Below are 18,622 nucleotides of genomic sequence, written 5' to 3' on the forward strand. Positions count from 1 at the left end.
GACAACCCGTGGCCGGCGGCGCGGCCCGATCGGCGCCGGCGACCGCTCAGCGCGGCAGGCCCCCCGCGCCCAGCCGATGCGCCCCGCGCAGCCACGCGACGAGCTGCGCCGCCGTGGCATCGGGGGACGACGGCAGCGGATCCGCGCTCGCCAGCGCGTGCGCGATCTCGCCCGGCGCGCTGCCCAGCACGGCGTCGAGCAGCGCGGGGCCCCGCAGCCCGACCTCGCCGAGCAGCTCGACCTCCCGCGCGTTCAGGCCCACCGGGAGGTCGCCGTTGCCGAGGTCGGTGCCGTACGCGATCCGGCCGCCGAGCGCGACGTACCGCCGGGCGTTCTCGAGGGCCGTCGCGAGGTCGGCGCCGTCGTGGATCGCCAGGGTCGAGATCCAGAGCACGTCCCGCTCCGCCGACACCCGCAGCGCCCGGTCGTCCAGCCGCTCGGTCCACGGCACGTGCACGAGCACGTCGGCGCCGGCGCGGATCGCGCGCGCCGCCTGCCCCGCGCCCTCCGCGTGCACGGCGGCCGGGAGCCCGGCGTCGTGCGCGGCGTCGACCAGCGCGGCCAGCACGTCGTCGGCGAGGAGCGGACCGCCGTCGTGCAGCACGATCTTCACCGCGCCGGATCCGCCCGCCCGGGCCTTGGCCACGGCTCCCGCCGCGTCCTCCGCGCGCGCCACCTCGCGCACCGCGGCCGCGGGCGCCCACGCGCGATCGGAGGGGTAACCGCCCAGGGCGGTGTGGAACGGACCCGCGTAGCGGACGGCGACACCGTCCGGCGGCCGGGCGGCGATGCGGGCGATCTCCGCCGGATCCCACCCGAGGTCGACCACGGCCGTGACGGGCGATCCCGCGAGCGCCGCGTGCTCCACGAGGCCGAGGTGCACGTGCCGGTCGACCACGCCGTCGCTGATCGACAGGTCGAGCCGCCCGAGCACCCCCTCCGCCGGGTCGGCGAGCGCCACGAGACCGCCCGTGATCCGCACGACGACCTCGCGGTGGATCCGGTCGAGCCGCAGCTCCCGCACGCGCCAGGTGCCGTCGCGGGCATCCGGTGCGGCCTCGACGGCCCCCTCGTCCATGTGCCTCCCCGGGTCCCGCCGAACCTAGCGCGCCGCGGCATGTGCAGGAGCCGCGCCGCCGGATCCGCGCGGCCCGTAGCCTCATGGACCTCCCGTCCGAGCACAGCCCGAGGTCCCATGCCGCACGCACCGCACCCGCGCACGCCGTCGGCCGCCGGTCCGTGGCGCGCCCGCGGCCCGCACCGCAGCCGCGCGCGCCGCATCGCCCCGGGAGCCGGCGCGTGCTGAGCAGCCCCGATCGCGACGACGACCTCCTGCAGGAGCGGCTCCGCGCGCTGCACGACGTGTGGCCCGGGGATCCCGCCGACGACGACCCGCTCCGCGCGACCCGGCGCGCGGCGGGCGCCCTCGCGGCCCACGACGCCGGCATCCCGCGGCTGCCCGGCCTCGTCCGATACGGGTGCCGCGCGATCCTCCGCCGCCTCGGCGCCAGCGCCGCCGGCCTGCTCCTCCCGCCTGCCGCCGATCTCCCGCCCGCCGCGGATCCCCCGCCGGCCGACGACCCGCCGCCCGCGCACCCCTGACCCTCCCGCGCGCGGTGCCCCCGCATCGCTACCGTGGACCCGTGCCCACCGCCGCCCCGGACCCCGCGCCGATCCCCGCCCCCGCCGCCGCCCGCGGGCTGCCCGCCCCGCGGATCCGGGCATGAGCCGCCCCGGCGCCGCCCCCACCATCCACGACGTGGCCGCGCGCGCGGGCGTGTCCAAGTCCGTCGTCTCCCGCGCGCTCTCCGGCGCGACGGGCGTGGCCCCCGCCACGCAGCAGGCCGTCCGCGCCGCCGCCGCCGCGCTCGGCTACGTCGCCAACGCGCACGCGCGCGGGATGTCGGCGCACCGCACCCACACGCTCGGCGTCCTGGTGCGCGACGCGTCCACGCCCTTCTACGGGCACCTCCTCACGGCGCTCCAGCAGCGGGCGTCGGAGCGCGGGTACCGGGTCGTGACCGCGACGGGCTTCGGCGCCTTCGACGTCGACGAGGAGCGCAAGGCCCTCGAGACGCTCGTCTCGCTGCAGGTCGAGGGGCTCATCGTGTGCAGCGGCGCGCTCCCGGTCGCGGACATCCTGCCGTCCGCGCGCCGGATCCCCACGGTCGTCGCGGGCCGCCCCGAGGTGGACGCGTCGCTCAGCAGCGTCTACTGCGACGAGACGGCGGGTGGCCGCGGGCTCGCCGACCACGTGGCGTCGCTCGGCCACCGCCGCGTCGCCGTGCTCACGCTCCCGCCCACCATCTCGCTCACGATGTCCGCCCGCACCTTCGCGATGCTCGACCGCCTCACCGAGCTCGGCCTCGACGTCCTGCACGTGCGTGGCGAGGAGCACGCGGGCGGGCGCCTCGAGGGCGCGGACGGCATCGCGCAGGCGATCGTCGACGCAGGCGGCGTGACCGCGGTCATGGCGCCGAGCGACGGGTGGGCCCTCGCGATCCTCGACGGCCTCGGCCGCCTCGGCATCACCGCCCCGGCGGACGTCTCCATCACCGGCTACGACGGCCTGCCGCCCTTCACGAGCGCGCTCCTCGGCTTCACCACGTGGAGCCAGCCGGTCCCCGTCATCGGCGCCCTCGCCGTCGACGCGGTGGTCGACCGCATCGACGGCACCGTCACGACCACCTGCCACACCGCGGTCGACGGCGAGCTGATCCCGGGCCGCACGGCCGTCCCGCTCCGCGCCTGACGCGCACCGGACGCCCGCCCGGCTGACGCCGCGCCGCGCCTCGCCGCCCGCACCGCCCGCACCGCCCGTCCATCGTCCGTTCACCCCGCGGCCGCTCCCGCCCGCCCACGGTGTGGCACGGTTGTCGTCGCGTCGTAGGGAACGTTCCCTGCGCTCGCTCGACGCCTGGAGGATCCCCATGGACCACGACGACCCCACCGCCTACGCGCTCGCCGCCCCCGACACCGCGCCCGCGTCGGCCAGCCGGGTCGAGATGCGCCCGTCGCTGCTCCCCCGCGACGACAGCGACCCCTACCGCTACGGGATCTTCCTCCGCCCCGACCCGCGCACCTGCCGGGCCGTGACCGTCGTCACCGACCAGATCCGCGCGCAGTACGGCCTCGTGTCCGCGGGCGCGTTCCCCCCGCACGCGACGCTCATCGGGAGCCAGCCGTTCGGGCACGACGAGGCCCGGGTGATCGCGGCGGTCACCGAGCTCCTCGCCGACCGCCCCGCGTTCCCCGTGCACAACGCGGGCGTCCGCGAGCACGGCTTCGGCTTCGTCTACGACGTGGACGGCCTGCCGGACGGCAGCAAGAACGCCCAGCTGCTCGCGCTCGCGGCGGACATCGACCGCGTCGCGGCCCCGTTCCGCCGGCCCATGGACTCCCCCGAGCACCACTCGTTCGACCCCGCGCGCTTCAGCGCCCACCTCTCGCTCGCCTCGCACGACCTCCTCGTGCGCCCCGACCTGCACGACGAGGTCGGCGCCTTCATCCGCGAGCTCGACGAGCCCGTCCCGACAGGCTTCGTCGGCGACACGGTCGTCATGTACCGCACCGCCAGCCCGGACTGGTCCGGCCGCTGGTGGAACACCCTCACCTGGGAGCACGTGCGCACCTGGACCCTCGGCGGCACCTCCCGCTGAGACCGGATCCGCGGTGGGCGGGGCCTCTCACCCTCGCCTCACCCTCGGATCACCCGCACTTCGTGCACGACATGTCCCCCTAAATGAGGACCGGCGTCGTAGAGTCTTCTCAGCACAGCGGGTTCCCCCGATGCCGCGGTGCGAATGGATGCCCGACGAGCACCTCGCCGCGTCCCCCGCCTGGCGAGGCCGCTCATCAGATCCCTCCGCGATCCGACCCGAACGGACGCGGCAGCAGCAGGAGCCCGGCGCGCACCGTACCCGCGGACGCGCCGGGCTCTTGCTCGGAGCCGAGGGAACGGGTGGCGCCCCGACGTCGGGCGATGTCCGACGCGCGCGCCCCGTCCCCCGTCATCGACCGTGACGCGCGAGGATGGGGGGACGGCCTGAGGGGGACCCATGCGCACGACCGTCTACACGAGCACCGCCACGCGACCCATGAGCGACGACGACCTCGCCGAGCTCCTGGGCGAGTGCATCACGAACAACGAGCAGGCCGGGCTCACGGGCCTGCTCCTGCACCGCGACGGCCGCTTCATGCAGGTGCTCGAGGGCCCGCACGACGCGGTGGAGGCGGTCTACGCGACCATCGAGGCGGATCCCCGCCACACCGACGTGCGCCTGCTGCTCGACGAGGAGATCCCCGCCCGGCAGTTCCCGCAGTGGTCGATGGGCTTCCGCACGGTGGACGACGCGACGCTCCGCCACCTCCGCGGCTACGACGACTTCCTCGACACGCCGGTGTCCGCCGCGGCCCGCCCCGACGCGCCGTCCCGCGCCCGCTGGCTCCTGGAGTGGTTCCGCACCCACCCGGTGTGATCCGCGCGGGCCTCGACACGTGGCCGGAGCGCGTGCGACCATATCGACATTCGTTGTAACGATGATCGATGGGACATGACATGGGACGCTCGCCCCTCGCCGGCACCGGGTCCGGAGCGCGCCTCACGCGCGGCGTCCTGTGGACGGCCATCGCCATCGCCGTGCTCGTGCTGCTCGCGGTCGCCGCGGCTGCCGTCGCGAGCGCGGTGGAGACCCTGCGGACCGGGGTGGTGCACACGTCGCTCGAGATGCGCGGCTCCCTGCCCGCCGAGGCCGACGCCGGCCCCGCCGACCTGCGCTCGGGCGCGTACCGCACGGCCGAGGTGGCGGTGGGCGAGCTGCCCGGCGGGATCGTCGCGCTGCACGTCGTCCGCATCGCGCTGGACGCCTCCGTGGGCATCGCGCTCGCGGGCACCGTCGCGGTCCTCGCCCGGCGGCTGCTCCGGCCGGATCCGCTCGCCCGCCGCCTCAGCCTCGTGGTGACGCTCGCGGGCGGCACCGTGATGATCGCGGCGCTGCTCTCGCTCGCCGCGCGCACGGGCGTCGCGTGGATGGTCGGCGACGCGCTCAACGACCCGGACGTGGGGCTCGACGGGTTCTGGCCCGTCATCGCGGAGGTCGACGCCTCCACCATCGCGCTCGGCTTCGCCCTGATGATCGTGGGCCTCGTGGTCGAGCACGGCGAGACCCTGCAGCGCGACACCCGCGGCCTCGTCTGATGGGCGCCGACGACGACGGCCCCACCGGCGTCCACTGCCGCCTCGACGAGCTGCTCGCCGCGCGCGGCATGACGCTCACGCGGCTGAGCGCGATCGTGGGCGTGAGCCAGGTCAACCTGTCGGTGCTGAAGAACGACCGCGCCCGGGCGATCCGCTACTCGACCCTCGTCGCGGTCTGCCGCGCGCTCGAGTGCGAGATCGGCGAGCTGCTCGTGCTGGATCCGCCGGCCGCCTGACGCGCGCGGCCCGCGGTGGCCGCGGTGTCCGGCGGGTCAGCCGCGCAGCGCCGCCAGCGCCTTCTCCACCCGGCGCTGCCGGGTCTCATCCGTCTTCGCCTCGGCGATCGGATCCACGAGGGCGCGCTGCCGGCTCGACGACAGCGCGCCGAACGCCGCGGCGAGCGCCGGCTCCGCCGCGAGCGCGGCGGCCACCTCCTCCGGGACGACGGCCTCGCGGGGCGCGGCGTCGAGCTCGATGGTCACCTCGACCTCGTCGTCGGCGGCGACGCCCGACGCGGCCCGGTGCACGGCGGCGAGCGGGATCAGGGCCTGCCCGCCCATCGCGCCGACGCTCGTGCGGTAGGTGTAGCCCGCGACGGTGACGACCACGGCGGGCCGCTTGCCCGCGCCCAGCTCCTCGAGCGCCTCCGGGGGCACCGGCAGACCGGTCGCGTTGACGCGGGCCTGCAGGACGCGGGTGCGGAAGGTGGGCATGGCGACTCCTCGGCGAGCGGGCGCGGCACGGGGAGCCGCGGTAGGCCCGAGGCTAGGCCGGGGTGTCCGGCGTCGTCGAGACGGCGACCGTGAACTTCGCGTTCCGGCCCGCCTCGCGCGTGGGGCCGACGATGCGCGCCAGCTGCGGACGGTAGCCGAGCGGGCTGTTGTAGACGGTCCAGAGCTGGCCGCCGGGGCGGAGCATGCGCGCCGCCGCGGCGAACAGGCGCGGCGCGAGGCCCGCGTGCACGGTCGCGCCCGTGTGGAACGGCGGGTTCAGGAGCACGAGGTCGGCGGATCCGTCGGGCACGGTGGATCCCGCGTCGTCGCGCACCACGGTCACCCGGTCGGCGACCCCGTTCGCGGCGACGGTCGCGCGCGCCGAGTCGACGGCCGCCCACGACTGGTCGGTCGCGATGACGCGGATTCCCGGCCGCGCGAGCGCGACGGCCGACGCGATGGCGCCGGTGCCGCACCCGAGGTCGACCGCGACGCGGGCGTCGGCGGGCAGGTCGGTGAGGAAGGAGAGGAGGAAGCGCGTGCCGATGTCGATCTTGGATCCGGCGAAGGCGGCGCCGTGCGCGCGCACCTCGAGGCCGAGGTCGGGGTGGGACGCGCGGCGAGGGTAGGCGGCGGACTCGTCGGCGGTCGGGCGCTGGGGCTCGCGCGCCACGAGGATCCGGGACTTCTGCCGGGCGAGCGTCGCGTGGACGTCGCCGAAGCGGCGGGCGAGCACCTCGGTCATCGCGGGCGTCATGTGCTTCACGCGGCCGCCGGCGAGCACGGTCACGTCGTCGGCGGCGGCACGTGCGACCACGCCCGCCCACTCGTCGAGGGCGTCGAGGCTGCGCGGCAGGCGCGCGACGACGACGCGGGCGCCCACGGCCAGGGCGTCGCCGAGGCCGTGGTGCTCGAGGTCGGCGGTCTCGCCGACCAGCTCCGCGTTGAGGCGGAGGGCCGTCTCGGACGCGAGCGCGTCCTGGTGCACGCGGATCCGCAGGGGATCCACCGCCCCGGCACGACGCAGGGCCGCCGCGGCGCCCAGCGCGAGCGCGCCGTACTGGTCGCCGATCACGACGAGCTCGTCGGGCCGCACCGGACGGCCCGCGTCAGCCGCGGAGGCGAGGAGCGCCACGAGCTCGTCGAGGAGCAGCCGGTCGGCCGCGTCCGCGGCGAAGAGGTTCTCGGCCTCGATGTCGGGCCGGCGGCGCAGCGCACCGAGGTCGAGCAGGTCGTCGGCGGCGGATGCGGATGCGGCGTCGGGAGCGTCGCTCACCGCGCGTCGCGCCCGGCGCCGTCGCGGTCGTCGCCCGGCATCGCGAGCGCCGCCCGGTACAGCACGACCTCGGTCTGCCGCGACGGCCGCACGCCCGCGCGCAGCGACACCACGTCGCCGTCGCCGCGGGCCGCGAACACGCGGCGGCCGGGACGGGACAGCAGCTCGTCGGCGAGCGCCGACTCCAGCTGGCGCACGCGCCCGCGGAGCTCGGACACCTGGTTCTCGAGCTCGAGGATCCGCGCGATGCCCTCCAGGCTCACGCCCTCCGCGCCCAGCCGGGCGACCTCCCGCAGCTGCACGATGTCGCGCATCGAGTAGCGGCGGCTCCGCCCGGCGGTGCGGGTGGGCGACACGAGCCCGAGGCGGTCGTACTGCCGGAGCGTCTGCGGATGCATGCCCGACAGCTCGGCCGCCACGGAGATCACGAAGACGGGGGCGTCCTCGTCCATCGTGTCGCGGGGATCCACGTCAGCTCCTGGCCCGCTCGATGAGCTCCCGGCGCGGGTCCTCCTCGGGACCCGAGCTCGCGAACGCGTCGAGCGCCACGCGCTGGGCGTCGGTGAGCCGCGACGGCACCGCGACCTCGATGCGCGCGAGCAGGTCGCCCGTGCCCTTCGGGGTCGTGACGCCACGGCCCTTGACGCGCAGCACCTTGCCGCTGGACGTGCCGGGCGCGACCTTGAGCCGCACCGGGTCGCCGCCGAGCGTGGGCACCTCGATGGTCGCGCCGAGCGCGGCCTCGGGGAACGTGACAGGCACGTTGACCCGGAGGTTCAGCCCGTCCCGCTCGAACACCGGATGCGGTCGCACGTGCACCGTGAGGATGATGTCGCCCGACGCGCCGCCGTCGCCCGACGGCTCGCCCTTGCCGGCGAGCCGGATCTTCTGCCCGTCGGAGACCCCGGCCGGCACGCGCACCGTGAGGGGGCGGCCGTCGGAGTCCTGCAGGCGCACGACGTCGCCCTGCACCGCGGTGAGGAAGTCGATCGTGGTGGACGCGGTGACGTCGCGCCCCTTGGTGGGCGCGCCGTAGCCCCGGTAGCCGCCGGTCGACTGGCCGAAGCCGCCGTTGCCGAACATGCCGCCGAGGATGTCCTCGAACCCGCCCTGGCTGTACTGCGGCTGGCCGGATCCGAACCCGGCTGCCCGCCGCCCGCGACCGCCGGCCTGCTGGCCGAACATGCCGCCGAACACGTCCTCGAACCCGCCGCCGGGGGCACCGGCACCCGGGGCGCTGAAGCGCGCACCGGATCCCATGGCGCGGATCTGGTCGTACTCCTTGCGCTGCTCCTTGTCGGCCAGCACGGCGTGCGCTTCGCTGATCTCCTTGAAGCGCGACTCGGCGGCCGGATCCGGGTTGCTGTCCGGGTGGTACTGCCGCGCGAGCTTGCGGTAGGCCTTCTTCAGGTCGGCCTCCGAGACGTCCTTGGACACTCCGAGGACCTTGTAGAAGTCCTTGTCGAACCAGTCCTGGCTGGCCATCAGACGCCTCCCTTCTTCGTCGTCTCGTGGTGGGGGCCGCACGACCCGATCCGGGCGCCCGCGCGTGCGGACGCCCGGACCGGGATGGGTGCAGCCGGATCGATGCTGCGGTTGATGGCGCTACTCCGGCTTGTCGACGACGACCTTCGCGGCCCGCAGCAGCGTCTCGCCGATGTAGTAGCCACTCTCGACGACGTCCGCCACGGTGTCCACCTGGACCTCGGGGTTCGGCTTCTGGAAGATCGCCTCGTGCACCTGCGGGTCGAAGGCGTCGCCGACTGCGCCCACCTTGACCAGCCCGATGCGCTCCACGTTCGTCCGCAGCTTGGCGACGATCGCGGTGAGCGGTCCGCCCTCCGCGAGGTCGCCGTGCTTCTCGGCCCGGTCGAGGTCGTCGAGCACCGGGAGGATGCCCTTGACCACGTCGCCGATCGCGCGCTGGCGCTCGACCTCGCGGTTGGCCTCGGTGCGCTTGCGGTAGTTGGCGTACTCGGCGCTGACGCGCTTCAGGTCCGCGAGGTGCTCGGAGTCGCCCTCGGCGGGCTCGGCCCGGGTCTGCTCGATGAGGTCCTGGAGCTCGTCGTCCATGGCGTCGGTCGTCTCGACGTCGGGGCCCTCGGCCTCGACGAACGCGCCGTCCGCGCCGGGGACGGAGGCCGCGTCGGCCGCAGCGCCCGCCGTGGCGTCAGGCCCGGCCGAGGCCGGGGAGGCCGACTGCTCGGCCCCCTCGTCCTCGGGCGTCGTGCCCTCGCCGTTCGCGGTGTCCTCGGTCATCGGTCGGTCTTCTTGTCCTCGTCCTCGTCCACGACCTCGGCGTCGACGATGTCCTCGTCGTCCTTCTTCGCCTCGGGCGCGCCCTCGGCCGCCTCGCCCGCGGCCTGCTCCTGCTGGCCCTGCGCGTAGATGGCCTCGCCGAGCTTGGTCTGGCTCGCGGACAGCTTGTCGAAGGCGGTCTTGACCGCGTCCTCGTCGTCGCCGGCGAGGGCGCTCTTCAGGCCGTCGACGTCGCCCTGGACCTCGGACTTGACGTCCTCGGGCAGCTTGTCGTCGTTCTCCTTGATGAGCTTGTCGATCGAGTAGGCGAGCTGCTCCGCGTTGTTGCGGACCTCGGCCTGCTCGCGGCGCGTCTTGTCCTCCGCCGCGTGCTCCTCGGCCTCGCGCACCATGCGCTCGATGTCCTCCTTGCCGAGCGAGGATCCGCCCGTGATGGTCATCGACTGCTCCTTGCCGGTGCCCTTGTCCTTGGCGGACACGTGCACGATGCCGTTGGCGTCGATGTCGAAGGTGACCTCGACCTGCGGGATCCCGCGGGGCGCCGGCGCGATGCCGGTGAGCTCGAAGGTGCCGAGGTTCTTGTTGTCGCGGGTGAACTCGCGCTCGCCCTGGAAGACCTGGATGGCCACGGACGGCTGGTTGTCGTCTGCCGTGGTGAAGGTCTCGCTGCGCTTGGTCGGGATGGCCGTGTTGCGCTCGATGAGCTTGGTCATGATGCCGCCCTTGGTCTCGATGCCGAGGCTCAGGGGGGTGACGTCGATGAGGAGGACGTCCTTGCGCTCGCCCTTCAGCACGCCGGCCTGGAGCGCGGCGCCGACGGCGACGACCTCGTCCGGGTTGACGCCCTTGTTGGGCTCCTTGCCGCCCGTGAGCTTCTTCACGAGGTCGACGACGGCGGGCATGCGGGTGGATCCGCCGACGAGGACCACGTGGGCCACGTCGCCGACCGAGACGCCGGCCTCGCGGATGACGTCCTCGAAGGGCTTGCGGGTGCGCTCGAGCAGGTCGTTCGTCAGCTCCTCGAACTTGGCGCGGGTGAGCGTCTCGTCGAGGTTGGCCGGGCCGTTCTCCGTGAGGGAGAGGTACGGCAGCTGGATGCTCGTGCTGGTGGAGGAGCTGAGCTCCTTCTTCGCCTGCTCCGCGGCCTCCTTGAGGCGCTGCTTGGCGATCTTGTCGTTGGAGACGTCGACGCCCGTCGACTCCTTGAAGCGCTTGACGAGGTGGTCGACGATGCGCTGGTCCCAGTCGTCGCCGCCGAGGCGGTTGTCGCCCGCGGTGGAGCGGACCTGGATGGTGCTGAAGTCGTCGTCCTTGCCGACCTCGAGGAGGGAGACGTCGAACGTGCCGCCGCCGAGGTCGAAGACGAGGATGAGCTCGTCCTCCTTGCCCCGGTCGAGGCCGTAGGCGAGCGCCGCGGCGGTGGGCTCGTTGATGATGCGGAGCACGTTGAGGCCCGCGATCTCGCCGGCCTCCTTCGTGGCCTGGCGCTCGGCGTCGTTGAAGTACGCCGGGACGGTGATGACGGCGTCGGTGACCGAGTCGCCCAGGTACTGCTCCGCGTCGCGCTTGAGCTTGCCGAGGATGCGGGCGGACAGCTCCTGCGACGTGTACTTCTTGTCGTCGATGCCGACGGTCCAGTCGGTGCCCATGTGGCGCTTGACGGACGAGATGGTGCGGTCGACGTTGGTGACGTTCTGGCGCTTGGCGGTCTCGCCGACCAGCACCTCGCCGTCCTTGGTGAACGCGACGACGGACGGCGTGGTGCGCGCGCCCTCGGCGTTGGCGATGACGGTGGGCTCCCCGCCCTCCAGGACCGAGACCACCGAGTTGGTGGTACCCAGGTCGATTCCTACTGCACGAGCCATGGGGTGTTCTCCTTCTGTTGCCGCGGCGCCCGGATCACGGGGGTCGCTTCGTGGGGTGACGCGGGTGTCCCGCGGAGTCTCGCTCGCGGTGCCGCTTCGTCAGCGGCGTGCTACTTGAGCCGCGATGACTCAACTCTACCCACGGCGAGGCGAGCGTCAAGTCGGAGCCGTGCAAGTTGAGCGATGTCGGCTCAACTCACAGGATCCGGGGTCGTCGACCGGGCCCCGCGAGGGCGATGTGCCCCACCCGGGGGGCCAGAGGGGCGAGACGGGGGCTACTGGTTCACCTAGATCGCTACTGGGCCCCTTTTCCCGGGTCGACCGGCGGATTTAGCGTTGCCGACGCAGGGGCCGGGGGGCCTCCCGGCGTCCCGGATGGGGACGCGATCTCCAGGGGGTGGTCGAGGTGGTGGGTACGCGTGCGCGCCATGCCGCCGGACCGGATCCGGTCGCCTCCGGCGCGCGCTCCCGCCCCGCGATCCGTCGCCTGGCCGCGCTCGCCGCCGCCGCCGTGGGAGCCGCGCTGCTCGTGACCCTGCCCGTCCAGACCGCGACCGCGGCGTCGCAGCTGGTCGCCGAGTCGTTCAGCGGGACGAGCGTCACCGACGCCGCATGGAAGCCGCTCGGCAGCGCGTGCCTCACCCGCGCCACCTCCGCCCCGACGAGCGGGTCGACCATCGGCGTGTGCTCGAGCCGGAACCAGTCGCTGCCCGCGAGCGCGAGCCCCGGCGCCCTCCAGCTCACCGACAACCGCGCCAGCGCGGTCGGCGGCGTCGTCTACGACAACGCGATCCCGGCCAACGGCGGGCTCGACATCAAGTTCGACCAGTACCAGTACGGCACCTCGTCCGGAGGCGCCGACGGCATCGGCTTCTTCCTCACCGACGGATCCGTGCCCCTGACCGCGGCGGGCCCCTCCGGCGGGTCCCTCGGCTACGCCCAGACCACGACCGCGCCGGGCGTCCCGGGCGGCTACCTCGGCATCGGGCTCGACGCGTTCGGCAACTTCTCGAGCCCCACCGAGGGACGCGGCACGGGCTGCACCACCCCGGGCGCCGGCGTCGGCCAGCGCCCCAACGCGATCGCGCTGCGCGGACCCGGCACGGGCCTCACGGGCTACTGCTACCTGACGGGCACCACGCCGGCGACGAGCCTGCGCGCGACCACCACCCTGAGCACGCCCACCACGGACCTCGGCCGGACCATCCGCATCACGGTCTCCTCCGCGCGGCTCCCCGTCGTCACCGTCTACATGGGCGCGACGGCCGGCGCGGCCGCCTCCTCTCTCACGCAGGTCCTGCAGTACACGATGACGACCCCCGCCCCCTCCTCCTACAAGCTCGGCTACCTGGCATCGACGGGCACCTCCACGGACACGCACCTGATCCGCGAGGTGAGCGTGTCGAGCATCGACAACCTGTCCGCCCTCACCCTCGTGAAGCAGATCGACCGGACCACGGCGCAGCCGGCGGCCTACGCCGAGGGGCAGACGATCCCGTACCAGTTCGTGGTCTCGAACACCGCCACGCTCACGCTCTCGAACCTGGCCGTGAACGATCCCCTCATCTCGTCGATCTCCTGCCCGGGCGGCCTGCTCGGGCTGGGCGTGTTCCTCGCCGGCAGGTCGGTGACGTGCACGGGCGTCCACGTCGTGACGCCCGCCGAGGCCGTGTCGAGCACGCTCACGAACACCGCGACGGCGACAGCCGTCCTCACGTTGACGACGCCGGTGTCGAGCACGAGCTCCGTCACCGCCGCGATCGTGACGCCCGCCCCCGCGCTCGCGCTCACCAAGACCGGCGTGCTCACGGACGCGAACGGCAACGGCAAGGCCGACGTCGGCGAGAAGATCGCCTACTCGTTCGTCGGGCGCAACGCCGGGAACGTGTCGCTGCGGCAGGTGGCGGTCACGGATCCGCGCGTCACCGGGATCAGCCCCGCCTCCGTCACCCTCGCGCCCGGCGCCTCCCAGACCTTCACCTCCACCGCGTACACGGTGACCCAGGCCGACGTGGACGCAGCGGTGCCGCTCGTGAACACCGCCACCGTCTCCGGCCAGACCTTCGCCGGCGTGGCCGCCCCGACCGCGACCTCCTCGACGAGCACGCCCGTCAACGGCTCAGCGGCCCTCACGCTCACGAAGGGCGCCACGCTCACGGGCGGCTCCACGGCGGGCGCGACGGTCGCGTACTCCTTCTCCTTCACGAACACCGGCACCGTGCCGCTCACCGGGGTGGCGCTCACGGACCCGCTGCCCGGGCTGTCGGCCGTGACGTACGCGTGGCCGGGCACCGCGGGCACGCTCGCGCCCGGGGCGACCGCCACCGCGACCGCGGGCTACACGGTGCGGCAGTCCGACGTCGACGCGGGGCAGATCGCGAACACGGCGACCGTGCGCGGCGCGAGCTCCGGCGGCGTGCAGGCGCAGGCGACCGCGACCCGCACCGTGACCCTCGACCGCACGTCCACCATGACCCTCACCAAGACGGCGACCCCCGGGAACGTGCCGGCGGCGGGCGGCGTCGTGACGTACGCGTTCCGGCTGGCGAACACCGGCGCGACCACCCTGACGGGCGTCACCATCGCGGATCCGCGCACCGGCGTCTCCGCCCTCGCGTACACGTGGCCGGGGACCGCGGGCACGCTCCTCCCCGGCCAGGTGGTGACCGCCACCGCCACGTACACGGCCACGGCCGCCGACGTGACCGCCGGATCCATCGTCAACACCGCGACCGCCACCGCGACCGCGCCGACCGGGACCATCACCAGCACCGCGACCGCGACCGTGCTCGCCGTGGCCGACCCGCTGCCCGACGCCGCGACGACGCCGCAGGGCGTGCCGGTGGTGATCGACGTGCTCGCCAACGACGGACGCGCCGCGACGGGCGCGACGTTCAGCCGCGCGCAGCTCTCGGCGACGCCGGCGCTCGTCGGCGGCGCGGTGGGCCCCGTGCCCGCGTCGCCGACCGCCGGCAGCGCCACGTGCGTCGCGAGCGGCACCGACCGCGGGCGGTGCACGTACCGGTCGGCGGACGGGTTCACGGGCGTCGACGTCTTCGACTACGCGCTGCAGAGCGGCGCGGGCACCTGGAACGTGCGGGTCACGGTCACCGTCACGGCGGTCAACAGCACGGCCGTCGCGCGGCCCGACCGGCTGGTGGCCACGGTCGGCGGGCCGGACGTGACGATCGACCCCCGGGCGAACGACACCGACGTCGACGGCGACTCCCTCGCGATCACGGGCGCCACCCCGCCCGCGGCCCTGCCCGGGACGTTCAGCTGCACGGCCGTCCTGTGCACGTACCGGCCGCCGGCGACGGGGACGCCGGGATCCACCGTCGTCGCCTACGCGATCACCGACCGCCCCTCGGCGCCCGGCACCGGGCTCGCCGCGGCGTCCACCATCACGGTCCTCCTGGATCCCGCGCCCCTCCTGCCCCGCGGCTTCACGCACCGGGACGACACCGCGCTCGGCGCATCCGCGGGCACCTGGACGAGCACGACGACCGTCACCGCCGCGACCGCGAGCTGCGTCGCCGGCCGCCCGGTCACGGCGGTCGCGTGGAGCGCCGTCCCCGGCGCCACCGACCAGCTCGTCGAGCGCCGCATCGCGGGCACGACGCCCGGCGCGTGGATCACGGTCGCCCGGCTCTCCGGGTCCGCCACCTCGTTCTCGGACGACCGGGTCGGCGAGGCCCGCTCCTACCAGTGGCGCGTCCGACCCGACCTGCAGCGCTGGGTCGGCGTCGCGAGCGCGCCATCCGCCGCCGTCGCCCAGCCGGCGGTCGTCTCCGCGGTGGGCTGCTGATGCCCGCCCCGCCTCCCCCGGTGCCGCATCCGCCGCCCGGCACCGGGCCATCCGACCAGACCGGACGACAGCACCGCACCACCGACACCACCACAGCACGCATCGCATCGCATCGCACGACCCCATCGAGAGGAACGACCATCATGAGCACCACCACAGCACCCGAGACCCGCCGCCCCTGGAAGAAGATCGTCGCCACCGGCGCGATCATCGCCGGAGGCGGAGCCCTCATCGCCGGCGGAGCGTTCGCCATCTTCACCGACTCGGCCTCGACGACGCTCGGCGTCGACGCGGGCCAGCTCGACATCGCCGCGACGGGCAGCTACACCGTCGCGGACATCGCGCCGGGCGACACCGTGCAGCGCCCGATCCTGATCGAGCTGCCGAACGCCACGAACGACGGCAACCTGGTGCAGTCCATCCAGCTGTCGTACGCCGTGACCGGGCAGACGGTCGGGACGGACGACCCCAACGTCCCCGGCGGCGGCGAGTCCATCGTCACGGGCACGGACGGGCTCACCTACAGCCTGCTGACCTGCGTCGGCGGCACCTGGACGGCCGGCCCGACCACCACGCCGACCGGTCCGTACACGTGCGGCGGGACGACGCAGACGACGGGCAGCGGCACGCTCTCCTCCATCACGGGCGCGGGCAACTCCACCACGCTCACGCCGGCGGCCTTCGGCCTCACGCCCACGGCCGACGGCACGTTCCCGAGCGACACGGCCGACGTGACGCTCAACACGCTGATGGTGCTGCAGCTGCCGAACGGCGCCGACAGCGACTACGAGAACGCGTCCGCGCAGCTCACCTTCACGGCGGCGGCGATCCAGCGCGGCGGCCTGCAGCGCTGACCCGGTCCGATCGGGTCCCGGCACTCGCCGGGGCCCGGTCGGCCCGCTCGACCCCGCATCCACGCACCGCAGCACCCGAGGACACGCCCATGCGCGCACGCACCGGAACCGGCATCGCCGCCGTCGCGCTGTGCCTGGCGCTCGGGGCCGCAGCGCCCGCGTCCGGATCCGTGACCACCACGACGGACGCGCCCGCTTCCCCGTCCCCTTCCCCTTCCCCTTTCCCGTCGTCCCCCTGGGACGGCATGCCCCCTCTCGCCCCGGCCGACGGGTCCCTCGAGGTGGAGGAGAGGACCGGCCCCGACATCCCGCTCTCCGGTCTCGCCCCCGGCGACACCGTCGACTGGGCCGCGGACGTCACCAACGTCTCCGGCGCCGGATCCCCGCTCTCCGTGCGCCTCGACTCCATGCGGTCGATGGCCCTCACCGGCGACCCCCTGGGCGGCATCCAGCTGGACGTGCGCCTCTGCGCCGGCGGCTTCGACCCCACGACCTCGTGGATGAGCTGCCCCGGCTTCCTCGACCCCCTCGGCTCCGGCCCCGCCGCCATGCTCGACCACGTCGACACGAGCGCTCCCCTCGCGCCCGGCGAGACCGTCGGGATCCTCGTGCGCATCCGCTTCCCCGCCGAGGCGGACAACGGCATGGAGCGCACCGCCGGCATGCTGCGGGTGAGCTTCGCGCTCACCGACGACACGGGCGCCGTCCCCACGCCGGGCTCCGGAAGCGGATCGGGCACCGGGGCCGGCTCTCCCCCCGCCAGCGTCGGCGGCGGATCCGCGACCGCGTCCGGCCGCGTCCCCCGCGACCTGCTCCCCGTCACGGGCCGCGACATCGCCGCCGCGCTCACGGGCGCCCTGCTCGCCCTCCTCGGCGGCGGGATCCTCTACCTCGTCGCCCGCCGGGACCGCGCCGACGCCGAGGCCGCCTCATGACCCGCGGGCGAGGCGCACCGCGCGGCCCCCTCCGCCGCGCGCTCGGGATCCTGGGCGGGACCGCGACCGTCGTCCTGGTGCTCGCCGTCGTCGGGGTGATCGCGCTCTCCGCGCTCGGCGTCACCCGGTTCGTCCCCGTGCTCTCGAACTCGATGGCGCCGGGCATGCCCGTCGGCTCGCTGGCCATCACGGAACGCGTGCCGCGCGCGGACGTCGCGGTCGGCGACGTGGTCGTCTTCACGGCGCCGCTCGGCCCGAGCGTGCGGGTGATCCACCGCGTGACGCGCGTGTTCGGGCCCGACGACGCGGATCAGCTCGAGGACTGGTCCGCCGACCGCCTCGCCATCCAGACCAAGGGCGACAACAACCCCGCGGGCGATCCGTGGATCGTCACCATCGGCGACGACGCCGTCTGGCGACGCAGCGCCGTCCTGCCCGTGCTGGGGTGGCCGTTCGTCTGGCTGGGCGACCCCACCATCCGGTTGCTCGCCTTCGGCGTCGCGGGCGCGGGGGCGATGGCCTGGGCGCTCAGCGCCGTGTGGCGCCGCCCCGCGCGCGTCGTCTCCGTGGACGGCGGCGGCGCATGAGCGCCCGCGCCCGCCACCGCGGGGGCAGGGGACGCCACGCGCGCGGCACCGGAGCCCGCGTGCGCCCGCTCCTCATCCCGGCGATCTCCGCGGCGCTCGTGCTCGCCGGCGCCGGGACCGCGTACGCCGTGCTCACCGATCGCGCCTCGACGACCGTCTCGGTCACGGCCGGTGCCGTGGCGCTCGGCTGGGGCGGGGGCGGGGCGGATCAGCTCGCCGTCCCCGTCACCGGGCTGCGACCGGGCGACGCGCAGGTGCGGCTCGTGGACCTCGCGAACACGGGCACGATCGCGGTGTCGGACCTCATGGTCACGCTCGGCGGCACGGCCGTGGCGAGCACGTCCGACGGCCTGCAGGTGGCGTTCGACCGCTGCCCGGTCGCCTGGACCGGCGCCCCGGGCACCGCGCTCTGCTCCGGCACGGTGACCTCCGTGGTCGCCGACCGCCCCGCCGCGGGGCGGTTCGCGCTCCCCGACTCCCCGGCCCGCGCGGTCGGCGGTCGGGACCACCTGCGCGTCACGGTGCGGCTCTCCGCGTCCGCGCCCACCACCGCGCAGGGCGCCACCGGATCCGTGACCCTCCGGGTCGACGGCAACCAGCGCGCGGGCATCCAGCGATGACCCCCCACACGTCCCGCTCGGCGACCGCCGCAGCCGGGGATCGACCGTCCAGGGTCACGAAAGCATCACGGGACCCATCGCCCTGGCGAGGGGCGCCGAATGACCCTGCGACTCCAACCGGCGACCACGTCGGCCGCCACAAAAGACAAGGATCCATCATGCGCAATCTCACCAAGTCCGTCTTCGGCCTCGCCACCGCGGGCTTCCTCGTCGTCGGCCTCGCGGCCTGCTCGACCCCCGCCGAGAGCCCGGCGTCCTCGACGTCCTCCGCTCCCGCCGCATCCGCGACGACCGAGGCGAACCCCACCCCGCTCGCGTCGATCCCGACCCTGACCGGCGTCGACACCAAGGTCACCCTCGACTCCGGCTTCACCGGCGCCCTGAAGACCCTGGGCCTGACCCCCGGCGTCATCGGCACCGCGACCCTCGATGGCTCCACCGGCACCCTCGCGTTCCCCATCACCGGCGGCAACGTGAAGTACTTCGACCCCAAGGCCTCCTACCGCCC

The 18,622-nt window shown here is 74.7% G+C and carries 18 protein-coding genes and 1 pseudogene; 12 read left to right on the forward strand and 7 right to left on the reverse strand.

Annotation, left to right across the window (positions count from 1 at the left end; all coding sequences use genetic code 11):
* Nucleotides 1-46: 46 nt before the first annotated feature.
* Entirely contained in the window at nt 47-1,078 is a 1,032-nt protein-coding gene (locus ITJ44_RS11695; protein ID WP_194635694.1) for a hydrolase, read from the reverse strand.
* Between the two features lie 221 nt (nt 1,079-1,299).
* Between ITJ44_RS11695 and ITJ44_RS11700 the strand changes: the two genes are divergently transcribed.
* From ITJ44_RS11700 to ITJ44_RS11725, 6 genes are all read left to right on the forward strand, one after another.
* The gene (locus ITJ44_RS11700; RefSeq protein ID WP_194635696.1) at nt 1,300-1,602 is read left to right on the forward strand and encodes a hypothetical protein; all 303 of its coding nucleotides are present in this window, start codon (nt 1,300-1,302) and stop codon (nt 1,600-1,602) included.
* Between the two features lie 121 nt (nt 1,603-1,723).
* Nucleotides 1,724-2,752 carry a LacI family DNA-binding transcriptional regulator gene (locus tag ITJ44_RS11705; RefSeq protein ID WP_194635698.1) on the forward strand — a complete coding sequence of 343 codons (1,029 nt, stop codon included), beginning with the start codon at nt 1,724-1,726 and terminating at the stop codon, nt 2,750-2,752.
* 178 nt (nt 2,753-2,930) lie between these two features.
* Entirely contained in the window at nt 2,931-3,659 is a 729-nt protein-coding gene (locus ITJ44_RS11710; RefSeq protein WP_194635700.1) for a 2'-5' RNA ligase family protein, read from the forward strand.
* 399 nt (nt 3,660-4,058) lie between these two features.
* Nucleotides 4,059-4,478 carry a BLUF domain-containing protein gene (locus ITJ44_RS11715; RefSeq protein WP_194635702.1) on the forward strand — a complete coding sequence of 140 codons (420 nt, stop codon included), beginning with the start codon at nt 4,059-4,061 and terminating at the stop codon, nt 4,476-4,478.
* A gap of 80 nt (nt 4,479-4,558) precedes the next feature.
* Complete coding sequence (locus tag ITJ44_RS11720; protein ID WP_194635704.1) at nt 4,559-5,197, forward strand: hypothetical protein; 639 nt, start codon at nt 4,559-4,561, stop codon at nt 5,195-5,197.
* Nucleotides 5,197-5,433 carry a helix-turn-helix transcriptional regulator gene (locus ITJ44_RS11725; RefSeq protein WP_194635706.1) on the forward strand — a complete coding sequence of 79 codons (237 nt, stop codon included), beginning with the start codon at nt 5,197-5,199 and terminating at the stop codon, nt 5,431-5,433. The genes ITJ44_RS11720 and ITJ44_RS11725 overlap by 1 nt, the downstream gene beginning before the upstream one ends.
* 36 nt (nt 5,434-5,469) lie before the next feature.
* Here the strand turns inward: ITJ44_RS11725 and ITJ44_RS11730 are convergent, their stop codons facing one another.
* The 6 genes from ITJ44_RS11730 to dnaK all read right to left on the reverse strand — a co-directional run bounded on the left by ITJ44_RS11730 (nt 5,470) and on the right by dnaK (nt 11,310).
* Nucleotides 5,470-5,910 carry a YdeI/OmpD-associated family protein gene (locus tag ITJ44_RS11730; protein WP_194635708.1) on the reverse strand — a complete coding sequence of 147 codons (441 nt, stop codon included), beginning with the start codon at nt 5,908-5,910 and terminating at the stop codon, nt 5,470-5,472.
* 52 nt (nt 5,911-5,962) lie between these two features.
* Nucleotides 5,963-7,186: a class I SAM-dependent methyltransferase gene (locus tag ITJ44_RS11735; RefSeq protein WP_194635710.1), complete on the reverse strand. Its 1,224-nt coding sequence runs from the start codon at nt 7,184-7,186 to the stop codon at nt 5,963-5,965.
* A complete protein-coding gene (locus ITJ44_RS11740; protein ID WP_194635753.1) occupies nt 7,183-7,638 on the reverse strand; it encodes a heat shock protein transcriptional repressor HspR in 456 nt (151 codons plus the stop codon). Before ITJ44_RS11740 ends, ITJ44_RS11735 begins: the two co-directional genes overlap by 4 nt.
* A gap of 19 nt (nt 7,639-7,657) precedes the next feature.
* Entirely contained in the window at nt 7,658-8,671 is a 1,014-nt protein-coding gene (locus tag ITJ44_RS11745) for a DnaJ C-terminal domain-containing protein (RefSeq protein WP_194635712.1), read from the reverse strand.
* Nucleotides 8,672-8,791: 120 nt separating this feature from the next.
* Complete coding sequence (locus tag ITJ44_RS11750) at nt 8,792-9,445, reverse strand: nucleotide exchange factor GrpE (RefSeq protein ID WP_194635714.1); 654 nt, start codon at nt 9,443-9,445, stop codon at nt 8,792-8,794.
* On the reverse strand, nt 9,442-11,310 hold the full coding sequence (gene dnaK / locus ITJ44_RS11755) for a molecular chaperone DnaK (protein ID WP_194635716.1): 1,869 nt from the start codon (nt 11,308-11,310) through the stop codon (nt 9,442-9,444). Before dnaK ends, ITJ44_RS11750 begins: the two co-directional genes overlap by 4 nt.
* A gap of 406 nt (nt 11,311-11,716) precedes the next feature.
* On the opposite strand from dnaK, the gene ITJ44_RS11760 reads away from it, so the two are divergent.
* The 6 genes and pseudogenes from ITJ44_RS11760 to ITJ44_RS11785 form a co-directional block, all read left to right on the forward strand.
* A complete protein-coding gene (locus ITJ44_RS11760) occupies nt 11,717-15,118 on the forward strand; it encodes an Ig-like domain-containing protein (protein WP_194635718.1) in 3,402 nt (1,133 codons plus the stop codon).
* A 143-nt stretch (nt 15,119-15,261) separates the two neighbouring features.
* Nucleotides 15,262-15,972, forward strand: a complete 711-nt coding sequence (locus ITJ44_RS11765; RefSeq protein ID WP_194635720.1) for a TasA family protein — start codon at nt 15,262-15,264, stop codon at nt 15,970-15,972.
* Between the two features lie 89 nt (nt 15,973-16,061).
* Nucleotides 16,062-16,907 carry a sortase gene (locus ITJ44_RS11770; RefSeq protein ID WP_194635722.1) on the forward strand — a complete coding sequence of 282 codons (846 nt, stop codon included), beginning with the start codon at nt 16,062-16,064 and terminating at the stop codon, nt 16,905-16,907.
* Nucleotides 16,904-17,494 carry a signal peptidase I gene (locus ITJ44_RS11775; protein WP_194635724.1) on the forward strand — a complete coding sequence of 197 codons (591 nt, stop codon included), beginning with the start codon at nt 16,904-16,906 and terminating at the stop codon, nt 17,492-17,494. The genes ITJ44_RS11770 and ITJ44_RS11775 overlap by 4 nt, the downstream gene beginning before the upstream one ends.
* A 59-nt stretch (nt 17,495-17,553) precedes the next feature.
* A complete protein-coding gene (locus ITJ44_RS11780; protein WP_370551686.1) occupies nt 17,554-18,114 on the forward strand; it encodes a TasA family protein in 561 nt (186 codons plus the stop codon).
* Between the two features lie 158 nt (nt 18,115-18,272).
* Nucleotides 18,273-18,622 (forward strand): annotated as a pseudogene (locus ITJ44_RS11785) (hypothetical protein); the annotation flags it as partial.

Source organism: Clavibacter sp. VKM Ac-2873, assembly GCF_015351075.1.
GTDB lineage: Bacteria > Actinomycetota > Actinomycetes > Actinomycetales > Microbacteriaceae > Clavibacter.